Origin of the sequence: Erythrobacter sp. SG61-1L, assembly GCF_001305965.1 — a bacterium.
GTDB lineage: Bacteria > Pseudomonadota > Alphaproteobacteria > Sphingomonadales > Sphingomonadaceae > Andeanibacterium.
Genome location: NZ_JXQC01000003.1, coordinates 1,338,422 through 1,352,918, shown reverse-complemented (window position 1 = coordinate 1,352,918; position 14,497 = coordinate 1,338,422). Strand labels below are relative to the sequence as shown.

Annotated in this window: 20 protein-coding genes and 1 tRNA gene; 14 read left to right on the top strand and 7 right to left on the bottom strand. The window is 63.3% G+C overall.

Features of this window, described 5'->3' with window-relative positions:
* Nucleotides 1–24 precede the first annotated feature (24 nt).
* From SZ64_RS18215 to SZ64_RS06860, 8 genes are all read left to right on the top strand, one after another.
* A complete protein-coding gene (locus SZ64_RS18215; protein ID WP_241772997.1) occupies nucleotides 25–231 on the top strand; it encodes a YnbE family lipoprotein in 207 nt (68 codons plus the stop codon).
* 2 nt (nucleotides 232–233) lie between these two features.
* Nucleotides 234–641, top strand: coding sequence for a YdbL family protein (locus tag SZ64_RS06890; RefSeq protein WP_241772996.1), 408 nt, complete (start codon nucleotides 234–236; stop codon nucleotides 639–641).
* A gap of 176 nt (nucleotides 642–817) precedes the next feature.
* Entirely contained in the window at nucleotides 818–1,135 is a 318-nt protein-coding gene (locus tag SZ64_RS06885; protein ID WP_054530139.1) for an AtpZ/AtpI family protein, read from the top strand.
* A gap of 53 nt (nucleotides 1,136–1,188) precedes the next feature.
* Nucleotides 1,189–1,986 (top strand): F0F1 ATP synthase subunit A, encoded by a 798-nt coding sequence (locus tag SZ64_RS06880; RefSeq protein ID WP_277813738.1) that lies wholly within the window; start codon nucleotides 1,189–1,191, stop codon nucleotides 1,984–1,986.
* Nucleotides 1,987–2,031: 45 nt separating this feature from the next.
* The gene (locus tag SZ64_RS06875; RefSeq protein ID WP_054530138.1) at nucleotides 2,032–2,259 is read left to right on the top strand and encodes a F0F1 ATP synthase subunit C; all 228 of its coding nucleotides are present in this window, start codon (nucleotides 2,032–2,034) and stop codon (nucleotides 2,257–2,259) included.
* Nucleotides 2,260–2,341: 82 nt separating this feature from the next.
* The gene (locus SZ64_RS06870) at nucleotides 2,342–2,836 is read left to right on the top strand and encodes an ATPase (RefSeq protein ID WP_054530137.1); all 495 of its coding nucleotides are present in this window, start codon (nucleotides 2,342–2,344) and stop codon (nucleotides 2,834–2,836) included.
* A 28-nt stretch (nucleotides 2,837–2,864) separates the two neighbouring features.
* Entirely contained in the window at nucleotides 2,865–3,410 is a 546-nt protein-coding gene (locus tag SZ64_RS06865) for an ATP synthase subunit B (RefSeq protein WP_054532131.1), read from the top strand.
* 135 nt (nucleotides 3,411–3,545) lie between these two features.
* The gene (locus SZ64_RS06860; RefSeq protein ID WP_054530136.1) at nucleotides 3,546–4,154 is read left to right on the top strand and encodes an NAD(P)H-binding protein; all 609 of its coding nucleotides are present in this window, start codon (nucleotides 3,546–3,548) and stop codon (nucleotides 4,152–4,154) included.
* A 15-nt stretch (nucleotides 4,155–4,169) separates the two neighbouring features.
* Here the strand turns inward: SZ64_RS06860 and gloB are convergent, their stop codons facing one another.
* The 7 genes from gloB to aroA form a co-directional block, all read right to left on the bottom strand.
* The gene (gloB, locus tag SZ64_RS06855; RefSeq protein ID WP_054530135.1) at nucleotides 4,170–4,928 is read right to left on the bottom strand and encodes a hydroxyacylglutathione hydrolase; all 759 of its coding nucleotides are present in this window, start codon (nucleotides 4,926–4,928) and stop codon (nucleotides 4,170–4,172) included.
* A gap of 2 nt (nucleotides 4,929–4,930) precedes the next feature.
* Nucleotides 4,931–5,365, bottom strand: a complete 435-nt coding sequence (locus SZ64_RS06850; RefSeq protein WP_054530134.1) for a GFA family protein — start codon at nucleotides 5,363–5,365, stop codon at nucleotides 4,931–4,933.
* Between the two features lie 94 nt (nucleotides 5,366–5,459).
* Entirely contained in the window at nucleotides 5,460–7,178 is a 1,719-nt protein-coding gene (gene rpsA / locus SZ64_RS06845) for a 30S ribosomal protein S1 (RefSeq protein ID WP_277813737.1), read from the bottom strand.
* 366 nt (nucleotides 7,179–7,544) lie between these two features.
* Nucleotides 7,545–8,072: a hypothetical protein gene (locus tag SZ64_RS06840; protein WP_054530132.1), complete on the bottom strand. Its 528-nt coding sequence runs from the start codon at nucleotides 8,070–8,072 to the stop codon at nucleotides 7,545–7,547.
* Between the two features lie 38 nt (nucleotides 8,073–8,110).
* Nucleotides 8,111–8,746, bottom strand: a complete 636-nt coding sequence (locus tag SZ64_RS06835; RefSeq protein ID WP_054530131.1) for a d(CMP) kinase — start codon at nucleotides 8,744–8,746, stop codon at nucleotides 8,111–8,113.
* On the bottom strand, nucleotides 8,743–9,159 hold the full coding sequence (locus SZ64_RS06830) for a hypothetical protein (protein WP_054530130.1): 417 nt from the start codon (nucleotides 9,157–9,159) through the stop codon (nucleotides 8,743–8,745). Before SZ64_RS06830 ends, SZ64_RS06835 begins: the two co-directional genes overlap by 4 nt.
* Nucleotides 9,156–10,502, bottom strand: a complete 1,347-nt coding sequence (aroA, locus tag SZ64_RS06825; RefSeq protein ID WP_054530129.1) for a 3-phosphoshikimate 1-carboxyvinyltransferase — start codon at nucleotides 10,500–10,502, stop codon at nucleotides 9,156–9,158. Before aroA ends, SZ64_RS06830 begins: the two co-directional genes overlap by 4 nt.
* 178 nt (nucleotides 10,503–10,680) lie before the next feature.
* On the opposite strand from aroA, the gene SZ64_RS06820 reads away from it, so the two are divergent.
* The 6 genes from SZ64_RS06820 (at nucleotide 10,681) to trmD (ending at nucleotide 14,478) form a co-directional block, all read left to right on the top strand.
* On the top strand, nucleotides 10,681–11,004 hold the full coding sequence (locus SZ64_RS06820; protein WP_054530128.1) for a TIGR02300 family protein: 324 nt from the start codon (nucleotides 10,681–10,683) through the stop codon (nucleotides 11,002–11,004).
* Between the two features lie 119 nt (nucleotides 11,005–11,123).
* A tRNA-Ala gene (locus tag SZ64_RS06815) sits at nucleotides 11,124–11,199 on the top strand.
* Between the two features lie 130 nt (nucleotides 11,200–11,329).
* Nucleotides 11,330–12,787, top strand: a complete 1,458-nt coding sequence (ffh, locus tag SZ64_RS06810) for a signal recognition particle protein (RefSeq protein ID WP_054530127.1) — start codon at nucleotides 11,330–11,332, stop codon at nucleotides 12,785–12,787.
* Nucleotides 12,788–12,820: 33 nt separating this feature from the next.
* On the top strand, nucleotides 12,821–13,273 hold the full coding sequence (gene rpsP, locus SZ64_RS06805) for a 30S ribosomal protein S16 (protein ID WP_054530126.1): 453 nt from the start codon (nucleotides 12,821–12,823) through the stop codon (nucleotides 13,271–13,273).
* Between the two features lie 6 nt (nucleotides 13,274–13,279).
* Nucleotides 13,280–13,780 carry a ribosome maturation factor RimM gene (rimM, locus tag SZ64_RS06800; protein WP_054530125.1) on the top strand — a complete coding sequence of 167 codons (501 nt, stop codon included), beginning with the start codon at nucleotides 13,280–13,282 and terminating at the stop codon, nucleotides 13,778–13,780.
* The gene (trmD, locus tag SZ64_RS06795; protein ID WP_054530124.1) at nucleotides 13,777–14,478 is read left to right on the top strand and encodes a tRNA (guanosine(37)-N1)-methyltransferase TrmD; all 702 of its coding nucleotides are present in this window, start codon (nucleotides 13,777–13,779) and stop codon (nucleotides 14,476–14,478) included. The genes rimM and trmD overlap by 4 nt, the downstream gene beginning before the upstream one ends.
* Nucleotides 14,479–14,497: the final 19 nt, after the last annotated feature.

Here is a 14,497-nt window from a genome sequence, read left to right as displayed (position 1 = left end):
GATGGCCCGGCGCATAAGGCGCCGATGGAGATTATTCGAAAGGGACTCGCCGGAGGGGCGAAAATGCTGGTGGTGGTGCCGGGGCTGATTGCCTTGGGCGGCTGCATCACGATCAAGGCCCCAGAGGACAAGATCGTGATCGAGCTGAACATCAACATCAAGCAGGAGGTTCTCTACAAGATCGAGAACCAGGTGCAGGATACGATCGAGCAGAACCAGGGAATTTTCTGAAGGTGGCACGCGATACCATGAAGAAACAGGCTCACACTCTCTTCCACGCAGCTGCGGCTCTTGCCGCGCTGGCGCTTGTTGCCGCTCCTGCCGCCGCGCAGCGCGATCCGGCCTATCAGGCCGCGCGCACAGCAGGGCAGGTGGGCGAGAAGATGGATGGCTATCTCGGCACGGTTGGCTCGGTTCCGGCCGATGTCGACAAGATGGTCAAGGATCTGAACATCAAGCGCAAGGCAGTCTACACGCAGGGCGCGCAGGGTGCCGGCGTTTCTGTGGAAGAATTCGCCTTCGGCGCCGGCTGCAAGAACATCCGCGATACGGCGGCCGGTGAAAAGTACCAGGCGCCCGACGGCACCTGGAAAACCCGTTCCGCGGGCGAAGCCCCGGTGCGCGACAGCCGCTGCCCGTAAACCACGCAAATCCGAGGTTGAAGAGGCCTTCCTGCAAGGGCGATGCGGGAAGGCCTTTTTCATGCCCGATTGAGACGCCGCTTGCGGTTGACTCGGGGATACCCCCCGCCTAAGGGGGCGGCGCTCTTGGCAGGGGCGGATTTGCTTGTGTTGCATCTCCTGATTAGGAAGGCGGCATGAGCGAAGACGAGACTGCACGGGAACCTATCGGTGAAGATGCGCGGATCGACGCGCTCGATGAGCGGCTGAAGGCTGCACGCGAGCGGGAAGAACAGCGCAACAAGCCGCAAGTGCAGGGTGCCGATGCGAATTACCGCACAGGCAACCGGGTGCTGGCGGATTTGCTGGGGGGGATCGGTGGCGGGGCGCTGATCGGTTGGGTTATCGACCGGTTTGCGGGAACTTCGCCCTGGGGTCTGTTGGTGATGATGTTCCTCGGGATCATTGTTGCCTTCAGGAACATTATTCGGATTTCGAACCAGCGTCCTGACTGAACCCGCAATGGGGGAAGAGGGGCGCTGCCGTTCATTGGCACAGGGACGGTAGAGTGGCAGGCGAAGAAGCCAAGGTCGACCCGATGCACCAGTTTGCGATCGAACCTCTGTTCGGTACGCAGCACTGGGAGCTGGCAGGTTACAACATTGCCTTCACCAACAGCGCGCTGTGGATGGCGATTGCCGCCTTGGCGCTGTGGATTTTCGTGGCAGGCGGCATGAAGCGCGAGCTCGTGCCCGGCCGCTGGCAGATGGCTGTGGAGAGCTTCACCGGCTTCATCGACAGCCTGTTGACCGCCAATGTCGGTCCTGCCGGGAAGAAGTACGTTCCGTATATCTTCTCCATTTTCATGTTCATTCTCTTCGCCAACCTGCTGGGCCTGCTTCCGCTGCCCCTGGGTCTGGTTGGGATTCACGCATTCACGTCCACCAGCCATTTCACGGTGACCGGCGTTCTCGCGGTAATGTCTTTCGCGATCGTGCTGGTGGTGGGCTTCTGGAAGCACAAGCTGCACTTCTTCTCGCTGTTCGTGCCGCATGGCACGCCGCTCGTGATGATCCCGATGATCTTCGTAATCGAGCTGGTCAGCTTCCTTGTGCGGCCCTTCAGCCTCGGTCTGCGACTGTTCGTCGCGATGATGGCTGGTCACGTGCTGCTGGAAGTGTTGTCGAGCTTCGTGATTGACGGGATCAATGCCGCATCGAGCGGTATCGGTCCGGTGGTTGCGTTCCTTAGCTTCGCCCTGATGATTGCAATCTGCGCGTTGGAGATTCTGGTGGCTGGTATTCAGGCCTACGTCTTCGCGCTGCTGGCTTCGCTTTACATCAACGATGCCGAGAATCTTCACTAAGAACTTGAACTAACTGACCGAATTCTAAGGAAAAGGAGTTTTCAAATGGATCCTCAGGCTGCAAAGCTGATCGGTGCGGGTCTCGCTGCTATCGGCGCCGGCATGGCTGCCATCGGCGTGGGTAACGTGTTCGGCTCGTTCCTCGAAAGCGCACTGCGCAATCCGGGTGCTGCCGACGGCCAGCAGGGCCGTCTGTTCATCGGCTTCGCGGCCGCGGAACTTCTCGGTCTGCTCGCCTTCGTCGTGGCGATGATCCTGATCTTCGTCGCCTGACGAATGCCGATTGCCCGCGTGCCGGCCGGATGTTCTCCGGCCGGGCCGGGTGTGTTGACGCGCTGACCATCGGATCTGATCGATGCCACAGATAGCACAGCTCGCTGAAACCTACTCCAGCCAGGTCTTCTGGCTGCTGGTCATCTTCGGGCTCGTCTTCTTCGTGATCGGGCGCGGCATGGTGCCCAAGGTGATGGACACCGTGACGCTGCGTGACACGCAGATTGCAGGCGATCTTGCCGCCGCCGAAGACGCGCGCGCCAAGGCCGACGAGGAGGAGCTTGCCTGGCGGGAGCGTGAAAACGCTAATCGCGCCCAGGCACAGGCTCTTATTGCCAAGGCCAAGGCTGATGCTGCGGCAGCTTCTGAAAAGAAGCTCGCCGCCGCGCAGACCCGGCTCGACAAGAAAATTGCCGAAGCCGATGCCGCGATCGACGAGGCGCGCAGTGCCGCGCTGACCGAGATCGAGGGCGTGGCCGCCGAAGCGGCGCAGGACATCGTCACCCGTATTGCGGGCGTGAAGGTGACTGCCGCGGCTGCCAAGTCCGCCGTTAAGGAGGCGTTGAACCATGGCTGAGACCGCTCCTGTCGGACCCGAGCTCGAAATGAACCATAACGAGCACCTCGTTGAAACCACCGAGGTGCCCGCGGGAGAAGAGCATCACGCTGAGCCAAGCGCCTTGGGCATTGCGCCCGCTGGCTGGGTTGGCCTTGCGATGCTTGTCTTCATCCTCATCCTGGTGTGGAAGAAGGTTCCGGGCACGATCACCGGAGGTCTTGACAAGAAGATCGCCGAGATCCGCAAGCAGCTCGACGAAGCCAAGGCCCTTCGTGCCGAGGCGGAAGCCCTGCGCAAGGAATATGCGGACAAGATCGCCAGCGCCGAAAAGGACGCAGCGGCCATGATCGATCACGCACGGCACGAGGCAGAGGCGATCGTCGCCAAGGCCGAGGCCGATACCGAAGCCGTGATCAAGCGCCGCAAGCAGATGGCTGAAGACAAGATCGCTGCTGCCCAGCGTGGCGCGGTTGACGAGCTTCGTAATCGGGCGGCCAATGCGGCTGCAACCGCTGCGCGCGGTCTGATCGTCAAGGGCCACAATGCAGATGCCGACAAGGCTCTGGTGGACAAGGCGATCTCCGGCCTCTGATCCTGCACTTTGATTCATCGTAACTTAAACCCCCGCCTAGTGCGGGGGTTTTCGTTTGCGCGCACGATACGGCTTGCCGTTGGCCACTCACCTGATGCAGGGACAGCGCACGTCAGAGAGGTGGGAGATTAGACGATGCATGTTGCGGTTCTTGGCGCCAGTGGGCGAGCAGGTTCGGAAATCGTGAAGGAACTGGTCTCGCGCGGGCATTCGGTGCTGGCCGTTGCCCGGAAGCCCGAAGCGATTGCCGCGGGCGAGAGCGTTACGGCAGTGGCCGGCGATGCGAGCGATCCGGAAGCACTGGCCGAGGTCATCAAGGGCGTCGACGCCGTGATCAGCGCGATCCATTTCGATGTCTCGGCTGACACTCTGCTATCGGCCGTGAAGAAGGCTGGCGTGAAGCGCCTGCTGATCACGGGCGGCGCGGCCAGCCTTAATGGGCCGGATGGCGTGATGCTTTACGATTCCCCGAACTTTCCGGAGAACATCAAGCCCTTCGTCCTTCCGGCGATCCATTTCCTGAACGACATCCGCAAGGAAACCGAAGTCGACTGGACCTTCTTCTCGCCCGCGATGATCATCTTTGAAGGCCCGCGCATCGGTACGTTCCGTCTGGGCGGTGACGAGCTGGTCAGCGACGCCAATGGCGAGAGCAAGATCAGCTTTGCCGATTATGCCATCGCCATGGTCGACGAGCTGGAACAGCACCGGCACAGCCGGGCGCGCTTCACCGCCGCTTATTGAGCCGAAGGCCTCCGGTCAGAACGAATCCTTCGCCGCCCGCAATGCGGCGAAGGTTTCGGCCGGTTCGTTCCCGCCCCAGCGCGCCTTCATTTCAGGCGTATCGGCCCTGAGGAACGGATTGGCCGCCAGTTCCCGCGACAAAACCGTTGGCACGGTCGGCTTTCCGGCAGCGCGCTTTTCCTCGACTTCGCGGGCATAGTCCGCCAGCGCCGTGTTATACGGATCGGCATGGAGCGCGAATTTCGCGTTCGAAGCCGTATATTCATGCGCGCAATAGATTTTCGTCTCGCCCGGCAGGGCCTTGAGGCGCGAGAGGCTGGCCCAGAACTGGGGCGGAGTGCCTTCGAACATGCGCCCGCATCCCAGTGCAAAGAGTGAATCGCCCACGAAGGCGACACCCGCGCGCGGCAGATAATAGGCGACGTGGCCCATCGTGTGCCCGCCCACGTCGATCACATTACCGGAGAACTCACCAAGGCTCAGTGTGTCGCCCTGGCCGACAGTGCGATCCACGCCCGCGATCTTCGCTGCGTCACCTGCCGGGGCTGTGATGGTGCAGCCCGTCGCGGCCTTGATCGTCTCGTTCCCGCCCGCATGATCAGCATGCCAGTGGGTGTTCCAGATCTGGGTGATGGTCCAGCCTTTGGCCGCTGCTTCGCGCAGATAGGCATCCGCGTCGGGCGTATCGATGCAGACGGTTTCTCCGCTGGCGGGATCGTGGAGCAGATAGCCGTAATTGTCGGACAGGCAGGGGAACTGGTGAATCTGGAGCATCGTCAGCTGTCTCTTCCGCGTGGATGTCGGGGCATGTCCTCGGGCAGGCCGATCCAGTCATGCTTGGACTGTTCATAGACCGAACGGGCAGGCCGTGGAAATTCGGGATCGGCGAAGGTGCCGACCGTCACGCCCAGAATGCCGGGATATTTGCTCGGCCGGGCGTAGAGAGTGCTGCCGCATTGCGGGCAGAAACCGGTGGTGAAGATGTTGCCTTCATCGGTGGGCCGCGTGAATTCGCGTGCCTCGCCCGAGATGGAGACGCTTTCCTGCGGGAAATAGGCCGTGATGCCGAAGGCGGATCCGCTGCGGCGCTGGCAGTCCCGGCAATGGCACAAGACTGTCATGGGTTGTGCATTGGCGGCGACTTCGGCGCGCAGGGCGCCGCACAGACATCGCGCCTCGCGGGTTTCGGATCGGGGCAGGGGATCGGCCATGGCGCAGACCCTAGCGCCGTGCCCCCATGTAGGAAAGGCCCGCCGCTCGGGTGAGCGACGGGCCTTTTCTTGAGCCTGTGAAAGGCTGGAGGCCTTAGTCGGCCTTCTTCAGGGCTTCGCCCAGGATGTCGCCCAGCGAGGCGCCCGAATCGGACGAACCGTACTGTTCGACAGCCTGCTTTTCTTCAGCCAGCTGATGAGCCTTGATCGAGAAGTTCGGCTTCTTCGAACGGTCGAAGCCGATAACCATCGCGTCGACCTTCTGGCCCGACTGGAAGCGGTCCGGACGCTGTTCGTCACGGTCGCGGCCCAGATCGCTGCGCTTGATGAAGCCGGTCGCGCCATCGTCGCCAGCCTGAACTTCGAGGCCGCCATCGCGCACTTCGAGGACAGTCACGGTGACAACGTCGCCACGCTTGAGGCCGCCCGAACCGGTCGAACCGCCGGCTGCCGGAGCACCCTTTTCAAGCTGCTTCATGCCAAGGCTGATACGTTCCTTGTCGACGTCCACGTCGAGGACCACAGCCGTGACCTGCTCGCCCTTGCGGTGCAGAGCCAGAGCGTCTTCGCCCGAAATGCCCCATGCGATGTCCGACATGTGGACCATGCCGTCCACGTCGCCGTCCAGGCCGATGAACAGGCCGAATTCGGTGGCGTTCTTGACTTCGCCTTCCACGGTCGAACCGACGGGGTGCTTCTCGGCGAAGGCTTCCCACGGGTTCTGCTGGGCCTGCTTGAGGCCGAGGCTGATGCGGCGCTTTTCGGCATCCACTTCGAGCACGACCACGTCGACTTCCTGCGAGGTCGAGACGATCTTGCCGGGGTGGACGTTCTTCTTGGTCCAGGACATTTCCGAAACGTGGACCAGGCCTTCGATGCCTGCTTCCAGCTCCACGAAGGCGCCGTATTCGGTGATGTTGGTGACAGTGCCGTGCAGCTTGGCGCCGACCGGGTACTTGGCGGCAACGCCATCCCAGGGATCGCTTTCGAGCTGCTTCATGCCGAGGCTGATGCGCTGCGTATCCTGGTTGATGCGGATGATCTGCACCTTCACGACGTCACCGATATTGATGACTTCGCTCGGGTGGTTGACGCGCTTGTAGCTCATGTCGGTGACGTGGAGCAGGCCGTCGATGCCGCCCAGATCCACGAAGGCGCCGTAATCGGTGATGTTCTTCACCACGCCGTCGATCACCTGACCTTCGGCCAGCTTGTCGATCAGTTCGCTGCGCTGTTCAGCGCGGGTTTCTTCCAGAACCGCACGGCGCGAAACGACGATGTTGCCGCGGCGGCGATCCATCTTGAGGATCTGGAAGGGCTGCGGGATGTCCATCAGCGGGGTGACGTCGCGCACGGGGCGGATATCGACCTGCGAACCGGGCAGGAAGGCCACGGCGCCGTCGAGGTCGACAGTGAAGCCGCCCTTCACGCGGCCGAAGATGCGGCCTTCGACGCGCTTGCCTTCGCCGAATTCGGATTCGAGCTTGTCCCAGGCGGCTTCGCGGCGGGCGCGGTCGCGGCTGAGCATTGCTTCGCCGTCGGCGTTTTCGACGCGGTCGACGAAGACTTCGACTTCATCGCCCACGGAAAGGGTCTGGCCGGCGAATTCGCTGAGGCGGATGCGGCCTTCGCTCTTGAGGCCAACGTCGATCACGGCCTTGTCGCCTTCGATCGCGGTGACGGTGCCCTTGACGACGCGGCCTTCAAAGCCGCCGTCGGCGGCATCGCCGAGAGACTGGTTAAGCAGCGCTTCGAAATCGGAGCGCGAGGGATTTGCCGAAGAGGCCATTCCTGTAAGTTCCTGTACTGACATTTTCCGGCCAGGCGGTTGTTTCCGCCGGTCTTTCTCCGCCGTGGCACCATTGCCGTGGCGGGCCAAAGGGCCGAACCGCCCGCCGAGCCGAACGCAGCGACGGGCATCCTAAAGGCGAGGGAACCGGCGATGGTCCCCAATGCGGAAGCCCTGCGGCGGAAAGCCGTGCAGAAGGCCCGGAATGCATTGGTGGCCATCGATCGGCGCAACGCGCCCGTCGAACGCTGCGGCGCCTATGGCAAACCGCGCCGAAAAGCAAGGAAAATGACGGTTTCGCCAGCGCAATGGGGCAGGGGGTGTTACACCTGTTACACGCTTGCGAGGCCTGGAAATCCGGGCTTTCCGCCATTGGCAGGTGGATGAACCCTACCAGGCCTCGCTATCGGTTGCGCGGACCCAGGCCTTGAGTGCCTCTTCCGGTTCCAGTCCGTCAGTGCCGGGCACCATCAGCACGTCTTTGCCGGCGGGCGAGACGACATAGGTCGGATCATAGCTGCCGCCTTCATCGCCATCTCGATATTTATGACGTGAAATCAGTAGGTTGCCCTTGTATTGGCCTTCGCGCAGCACGGCCAGATCGCTGCCGTCGGTCAGGCCGGTGCGGGTGCCGGTCGCAAGGTCGACCGCGACGATATAATGGCTCGTCGTCCAGCGGCACACTTCCTGGAACAGCACCTTGCCATCGTTGCTTGCCGCGTCGCGATAGAGGATCGGGCTGTCGCAGGGCTGGTCCGATCCGGCGAGATAGGCCTGCGGCACCATCTGTGCCCAATCCTCATCCGCCTCGGCCGTGCGGCCCGGAACCGGCGCGATTACCAGCGGAATATCCTCGGCCATGGCCGGGGTGGCGGGCAGCAGGAAGGCAAGGGCGAGGGCAGGGAGCAGGATTCGCATAGGCAAGGTAACTCCGGCGCGGGTTTGCAGGGATATTCTCAGGGGCAGGGCGTCTGCCCGGTAAGCTCGTTCACGATGCGGATGGCCGCGCTGACGGCCTCGTCGCGATTCAACTCGCTGGTGTCGAGCCGCACGGCATCGGCGGCGGCGACAAGCGGTGCTGCGGCGCGATTGCGATCCCGCTCGTCGCGCTGGTGCAGGTCAGCCTCGATTGCGGCCAGTGTCACATCCTCGCCGCGATCGCGCATTTCGAGGAAGCGGCGGCGCGCGCGCGCCTCCACACTGGCGGTGACGAACAGCTTTGCCCCGGCTTCCGGCGCGATCACCGTGCCGATGTCGCGTCCGTCCAGCACGGCGCCGCCGGGCCGCGTGGCAAAGGCGCGCTGGCGTTCATAGAGTGCGCGGCGCACGCCGGGATGAACCGAGACGCGGCTCGCCAGCCCGCCGGTTTCCTCGCTGCGCAGGGCGGGATCGTCCAGCAGCGAATCGGGAAAGGCGCAGGCTGCCTCTGCATCCGCCGGATCGTCGGGATTGCCGCCATTGAGCAGGGTTTGCCGCCCGACCGCGCGATAGAGCAGCCCGGTATCGAGATGGGGTAGGCCGAAATGCGCGGCGAGCGCCTTGGCGATAGTGCCTTTGCCCGACGCGGTGGGGCCGTCGACCGCGATGATCACAGCGTCAGCCCGTCGGGGAAGAAAATCATTCCATCCGGCTCCGAAACATCGAACAGGCCCACGCCGTGCTGCGATGCCCGGCGCATCGCTTCCTTGCGCGCATTATCCGCCACGCTCGGCGCGAAGGCGCAATAGATCACCTGCCTGCCGATGGAATAATCGGTGAAATGCGGATCGTCCCACAGGGGCGAATCTTCCTGCCATGCCGATCGGTCCGGCGCGTCAGGCCCGTTCATGGCCGGGAATTTCGCCAGCATCGCGCGATACCAGTTGCACAGCTCCGCCGTCGTCAGCGCGGCATCGTCATAGGAATGGCCATCACTCCATCCGGTCTGCGCCCTGTACCAGGCCATGAAGGCCTCCCGCTCCAGCGGGGCGGCAAGAGCATCGAAGACCATCAGGTCATAGCTCATCGCGCGGAACCAAGCCCGTCCAGAAGTGCTTCGAAATTGGGGAAACTGGTGGCGATGGGGCGGGTGTCGTCCACTTCCACGCCATCTTGCGAGGCAAGGCCGGCCACGGCCATGCTCATGGCGATGCGGTGGTCGAGATGGGTCTTGGCGCTGCTGTCGGCATTGCCGCGCAGAGGTGCGCCGCCTGTGCCGTCGATGATCAGGCCATCTTCGGTTTCTTCCACGCGGGCGCCCGCGCCGGTGAGCGCGGCGGCCATCACGGAGATCCGGTCCGATTCCTTGACGCGCAGTTCTTCCAGCCCGCTCGTCACCGTGCGGCCTTCGGCCATGCTTGCGGCCACGAACAGGGCGGGGAATTCGTCCACCATGCTGGGCACGATGGCTGGATCGACATTCACGCCCTTCAGCGCGGAATGGGTCACGTGCAGGTCGGCCACGGGCTCGCCGCCCACTTCGCGGCGGTCCAGTTCGACGATACTGCCGCCCATCTGACGCAGCACTTCGATCAGCCCGGCGCGCGTGGCATTGAGGCCGACATTCTCGATAATCACGTCGCTGCCCGGCACGATCAGTGCGGCGACAATGAAGAAGGCGGCAGAGGAGGGGTCGCCGGGAACATCGATCACCTGCGGCTTGAGCGTCGCCTCGCCGCGAATGCGGATGACGCGTTCGCCATTTTCCTCTTCCACCCAGAGCTCGGCGCCGAAGCCGGTGAGCATCCGTTCTGTATGGTCGCGAGTGGGCACGGGTTCGATCACTGTGGTGATGCCCGGCGTGTTCAGCCCGGCCAGCAGCACCGCGCTTTTCACCTGCGCGCTGGCGACCGGAAGGCGGTAGGTGATTGGCACGGCCGGCGCGATGCCGCGTTCGGTAAGGGGCAGGGTGCCGCCTTCCGACGTCTCGAAAGCTGCACCCATTTGCGAGAGCGGGCCGGTTACGCGGCCCATCGGGCGCTTCGACAGGCTGGCATCGCCCACGAAGGTGGCAGTGATCGGGTGGCTGGCGACAAGGCCCATCAGCAGGCGGGTGGAGGTGCCGCTATTGCCCATGTCCAGCGGCGCTTCGGGCTGGAGCAGGGCGCCGACGCCCACGCCGTTGACGCGCCATTCGCCTTCGCCAGTGCGCTCGATATGGGCACCCATGGCGCGCATGGCGGCCGCGGTGGCCATCACGTCTTCCCCTTCCAGCAGGCCGGTGATGCGGCTTTTGCCCACGGCCAGCGAGGAGAACATGATTGCGCGGTGGCTGATGGACTTGTCGCCCGGAACGCGAATCTTGCCGCGCAGGGGGCCTGTGGCAGTGAAGCGGCGCGGGCGGGCGGCGGCAGGATCGGCGTGCGACAAGGTACTGAAGACTCTCTATAGGGAGGGCTGATTGCGCGCGGCTTTTGACAGTGCCTTTGCCCTATGGCAAGGCGCGCCACCCGGTGAGGCGGCGGTACTTGATTCCGGCGCCGGTAATATCCATCACCATGCAAGATTTACCGCCCGTGGCTTTCGCGGGCCCAGTTGAGGAATGATTATGGTCAAGCCTGAATGGGGGACGAAGCGCAGCTGCCCGAAATGCGGCGCCCGCTTCTATGACCTCGGCAAGGAAGAGCCGGTGGCCTGCATCGAATGCGGCAACCAGTGGTATCCGGAGCCGGTGCTCAAGTCGAAGCAGCCGATTCCGTTCGAGGAAGCCGTGAAGGAAAAGGAAGTCGAGGATCAGGATTCTGATCTGGCCGACGATGATCTGGAAGACATCGACGAGGACACGGATTCGCCGGATAACGACGTCGACCTTGGCGGTGACGACGATCTCGGCGTTGCCGGTGCCGGCGATGACGACGACGACGACAATTAAACTTCGTCGAAGATAAAATATCCCCTTGCCAAGGGTCTGGAGTGCTCATAAAGGGCTGCCTCCCGGCCCGGCAAGGTCGGCTTTCGGAAGGCTCCCAGTCTTCCGGTAAATGAATGAATGGGGCCTTAGCTCAGCTGGGAGAGCGCCTGCATGGCATGCAGGAGGTCAGCGGTTCGATCCCGCTAGGCTCCACCATTCACCCGATATATCCATGCTTTAGCGCATGGGCGAGTATTTGGATTTCCCCGCTGGCTGACGAGGTTTCGTCCGCCGGCGTTTTTCGCGTTTGGCCGGTTTCATGCCGGCAGAGGAGTTGCAGCGGTCGATGTTCGACAGTCTTTCTGACCGGCTTGGCGGTGTATTCGATCGCCTGCGTGGGCGCGGTGCGCTCAAGGAAGACGATGTCCGCGAAGCGATGCGCGAAGTGCGCGTTGCCCTGCTGGAAGCCGACGTCGCGCTGCCGGTGGTTCGCCGCTTCATCGATTCGGTCACCGAAAAGGCCGTGGGGCAGGAAGTGCTCCGCTCGGTCACGCCGGGCCAGCAAGTGGTCAAGATCGTCAATGACGAGCTGGTCGAAATGCTGGGCGGACAGGAAGCCGTTGGCCTCGATCTCGCGGTAAGCCCGCCCGCCGTCATCATGATGGTCGGTCTGCAGGGCTCTGGTAAGACCACCACGACTGCCAAGCTCGGCAAGCTGCTCAGGGAAAAGCAGGGCAAGAAGGTGCTGATGGCGTCGCTCGACGTCAATCGCCCGGCGGCGCAGGAACAGCTTGCCGTTCTGGGCGAGCAGACCGGCGTTGCCACCCTGCCGATCGTTCCGGGCCAGATGCCCACCGACATCGCTGCCCGCGCGCTTCAGTCTGCCAAGCTGCAGGCCGTGGACGTGCTGCTGCTCGATACGGCGGGCCGCCTGCATGTCGACGATGCGCTGATGGCCGAAATGAAGGCCGTGGCGGCGATCTCCCGTCCGCAGGAAACCCTGCTGGTGGTCGATTCTCTGACCGGCCAGGACGCAGTGAACGTCGCGCAGAGCTTCTCGGGCGAAGTCGATCTGACCGGCGTGGTGCTGACCCGTATGGACGGCGATGCGCGCGGCGGTGCGGCGCTGTCGATGCGGGCCGTCACCGGCAAGCCGATCAAGTTTGCCGGTACGGGTGAAAAGCTGGACGCGATCGAGACGTTCGAGCCTTCGCGCGTTGCCGGCCGCATTCTGGGCATGGGCGACATCGTCTCGCTGGTCGAAAAGGCCGCGGCGACGATCCAGAAGGAAGATGCCGACCGTCTGGCCGAGCGGATGATGAAGGGGCAGTTCGACCTGAACGACCTTCGCACCCAGCTGCGGCAGATGCAGAGCATGGGCGGCCTCGGCATGCTGGCGGGCATGATGCCCGGCATGAAGAAGGCCAAGCAGGCGATGGCGCAGAGCGGTATGGACGACAAAGTGCTGCTGCATATGGATGCCATCATCGGCTCCATGACGGCGCAGGAACGCGCCCGGCCCGAACTGCTCAATGCCAAGCGCAAGATTCGCGTGGCCAAGGGTTCCGGCACGCAGGTGCAGGACATCAACAAGCTGCTGAAGATGCACCAGGAAATGGCGCGCGCGATGAAGCAGATCAGGAAGATGGGCGGCCTCAAGGGGCTGGGTGCCCTGTTCGGCAAGGGTGGCATGGGCGCTGCAATGCCCGGCCTTGGCGGCGGCGCGGGGGGCGGCGGCCTGCCGGGTCTCGGCTCTGGCGGCCAGCTCCCGTCGAACATCCAGGATTTATTGAACAAGAAGTAATTTCAAAAGTTTGGTTCGGAAAGGTAAACTACAATGGCAATTGCAATCCGTCTGTCGCGTGGTGGCGCGAAGAAGCGTCCTTACTACCGCGTCGTCGTTTCGGACACGCGCAGCCCGCGTGACGGCAAGTATCTGGAGCAGGTCGGCACCTACAACCCGGTGCTCGCCAAGGATAACCCGGCCCGCATCACGCTGAACGAAGACCGCATCCGCTACTGGCTGGGCGTTGGCGCGCAGCCGACCGACCGCGTTGCCCGTTTCCTGGACAATGCCGGCATCAAGGAACGCGCTGCCCGCGTGAACCTGAAGAAGGGCGAACCGGGCGACAAGGCCAAGGAACGCGCTGAAGAAAAGGCTGCCAAGCTGGCTGAAGCCGAAGAAGCTGCACGCGCCGCTGAAGAAGCTGCCAATGCTCCGGCCGAAGAAGCTGCCGCTGAAGAAGCTCCGGCTGCCGAAGCTCCGGCTGAGGAACAGGCTGAAGGCTAAGCTGCAGTGCAGGACAAGCCCGTCACTCTCGCCGCCGTGGCCGGCGCGCATGGCGTGACGGGCGAAGTCCGCCTCAAGCTGTTCGGGGAGGGCGTTCCGGCGCTCTCCCGCTTCAAGCTGTTCAATGACGGCGCGCTGACCCTCAAGAAGATGCGCGACGACGGCAAGGGCGGTGCAATCGCCCGTTTCGCGGAAATTGCCGACCGCACTGCCGCTGAGAAACTGCGCGGCACTCTTCTCACCGTCCCCCGTTCCGCGCTCCCTCCTCTGGAGGAGGGCGAATATTACCATGCCGATCTGCTCGGCCTGCCAGCCATTTCCGATGAGGGAGTGGCCTTGGGCACAGTGGTCGCCGTGGAGAATTATGGCGCGGGCGACGTGATCGAGATCGAGAAGCCCTCCGAAGACGGAAAACCGGGCAAGAAGTTCATGGTCCCCATGAACGAAGCCGCCGTACCCGAATGGAATGCGGAACGCCTGGTTGTCGCCGCCGGCTTCGCGGAATGACCTTCTCCGCCACCATCCTCACACTCTATCCGGAGATGTTCCCCGGGCCGCTGGGCATTTCGCTGGCCGGGCGTGCGCTTGAGGAAGGCAAATGGTCGTGCGAGACCGTGCAGATCCGCGACTTTGCGCAGGACAAGCATCGCACCGTCGATGACACTCCGGCAGGCGGCGGGGCAGGCATGGTGCTCAAGGCCGATGTCCTCGCCCGTGCGGTGGATCATGCGCTTGAACGCCATCCGGACAGCCCTGTGCTGGCAATGACGCCGCGCGGAAAGCCGATCACGCAGGCCCGGATTCGCGCGCTTGCGGCAGGGCCGGGCGTGACTGTCCTGTGCGGCCGTTTCGAGGGATTCGACGAGCGAATCTTCGAAGGAAGGCCTATCGAACAGGTCTCTGTCGGCGATATCGTGCTTTCGGGCGGAGAACCTGCCGCCTTGATGCTTCTGGACGCTTGCATTCGCCTGCTTCCCGGCGTAATGGGCGCCGCTTCCAGCGGTACCGAAGAGAGCTTCGAAGAAGGTCTCCTCGAATATCCGCACTATACCCGACCTGTTGAATGGGAAGGGCGCACGATCCCTGAAGTGCTGCGATCGGGGGATCATGCGAAAATCGCCGCCTGGCGGAAACAAAGGGCGGTAGATGACACACGGTTACGCAGGCCAGACCTTTGGGAGCGCCACAGGGGCGCTCGGGACTGACCTGCCTCTGGCGCGCAGT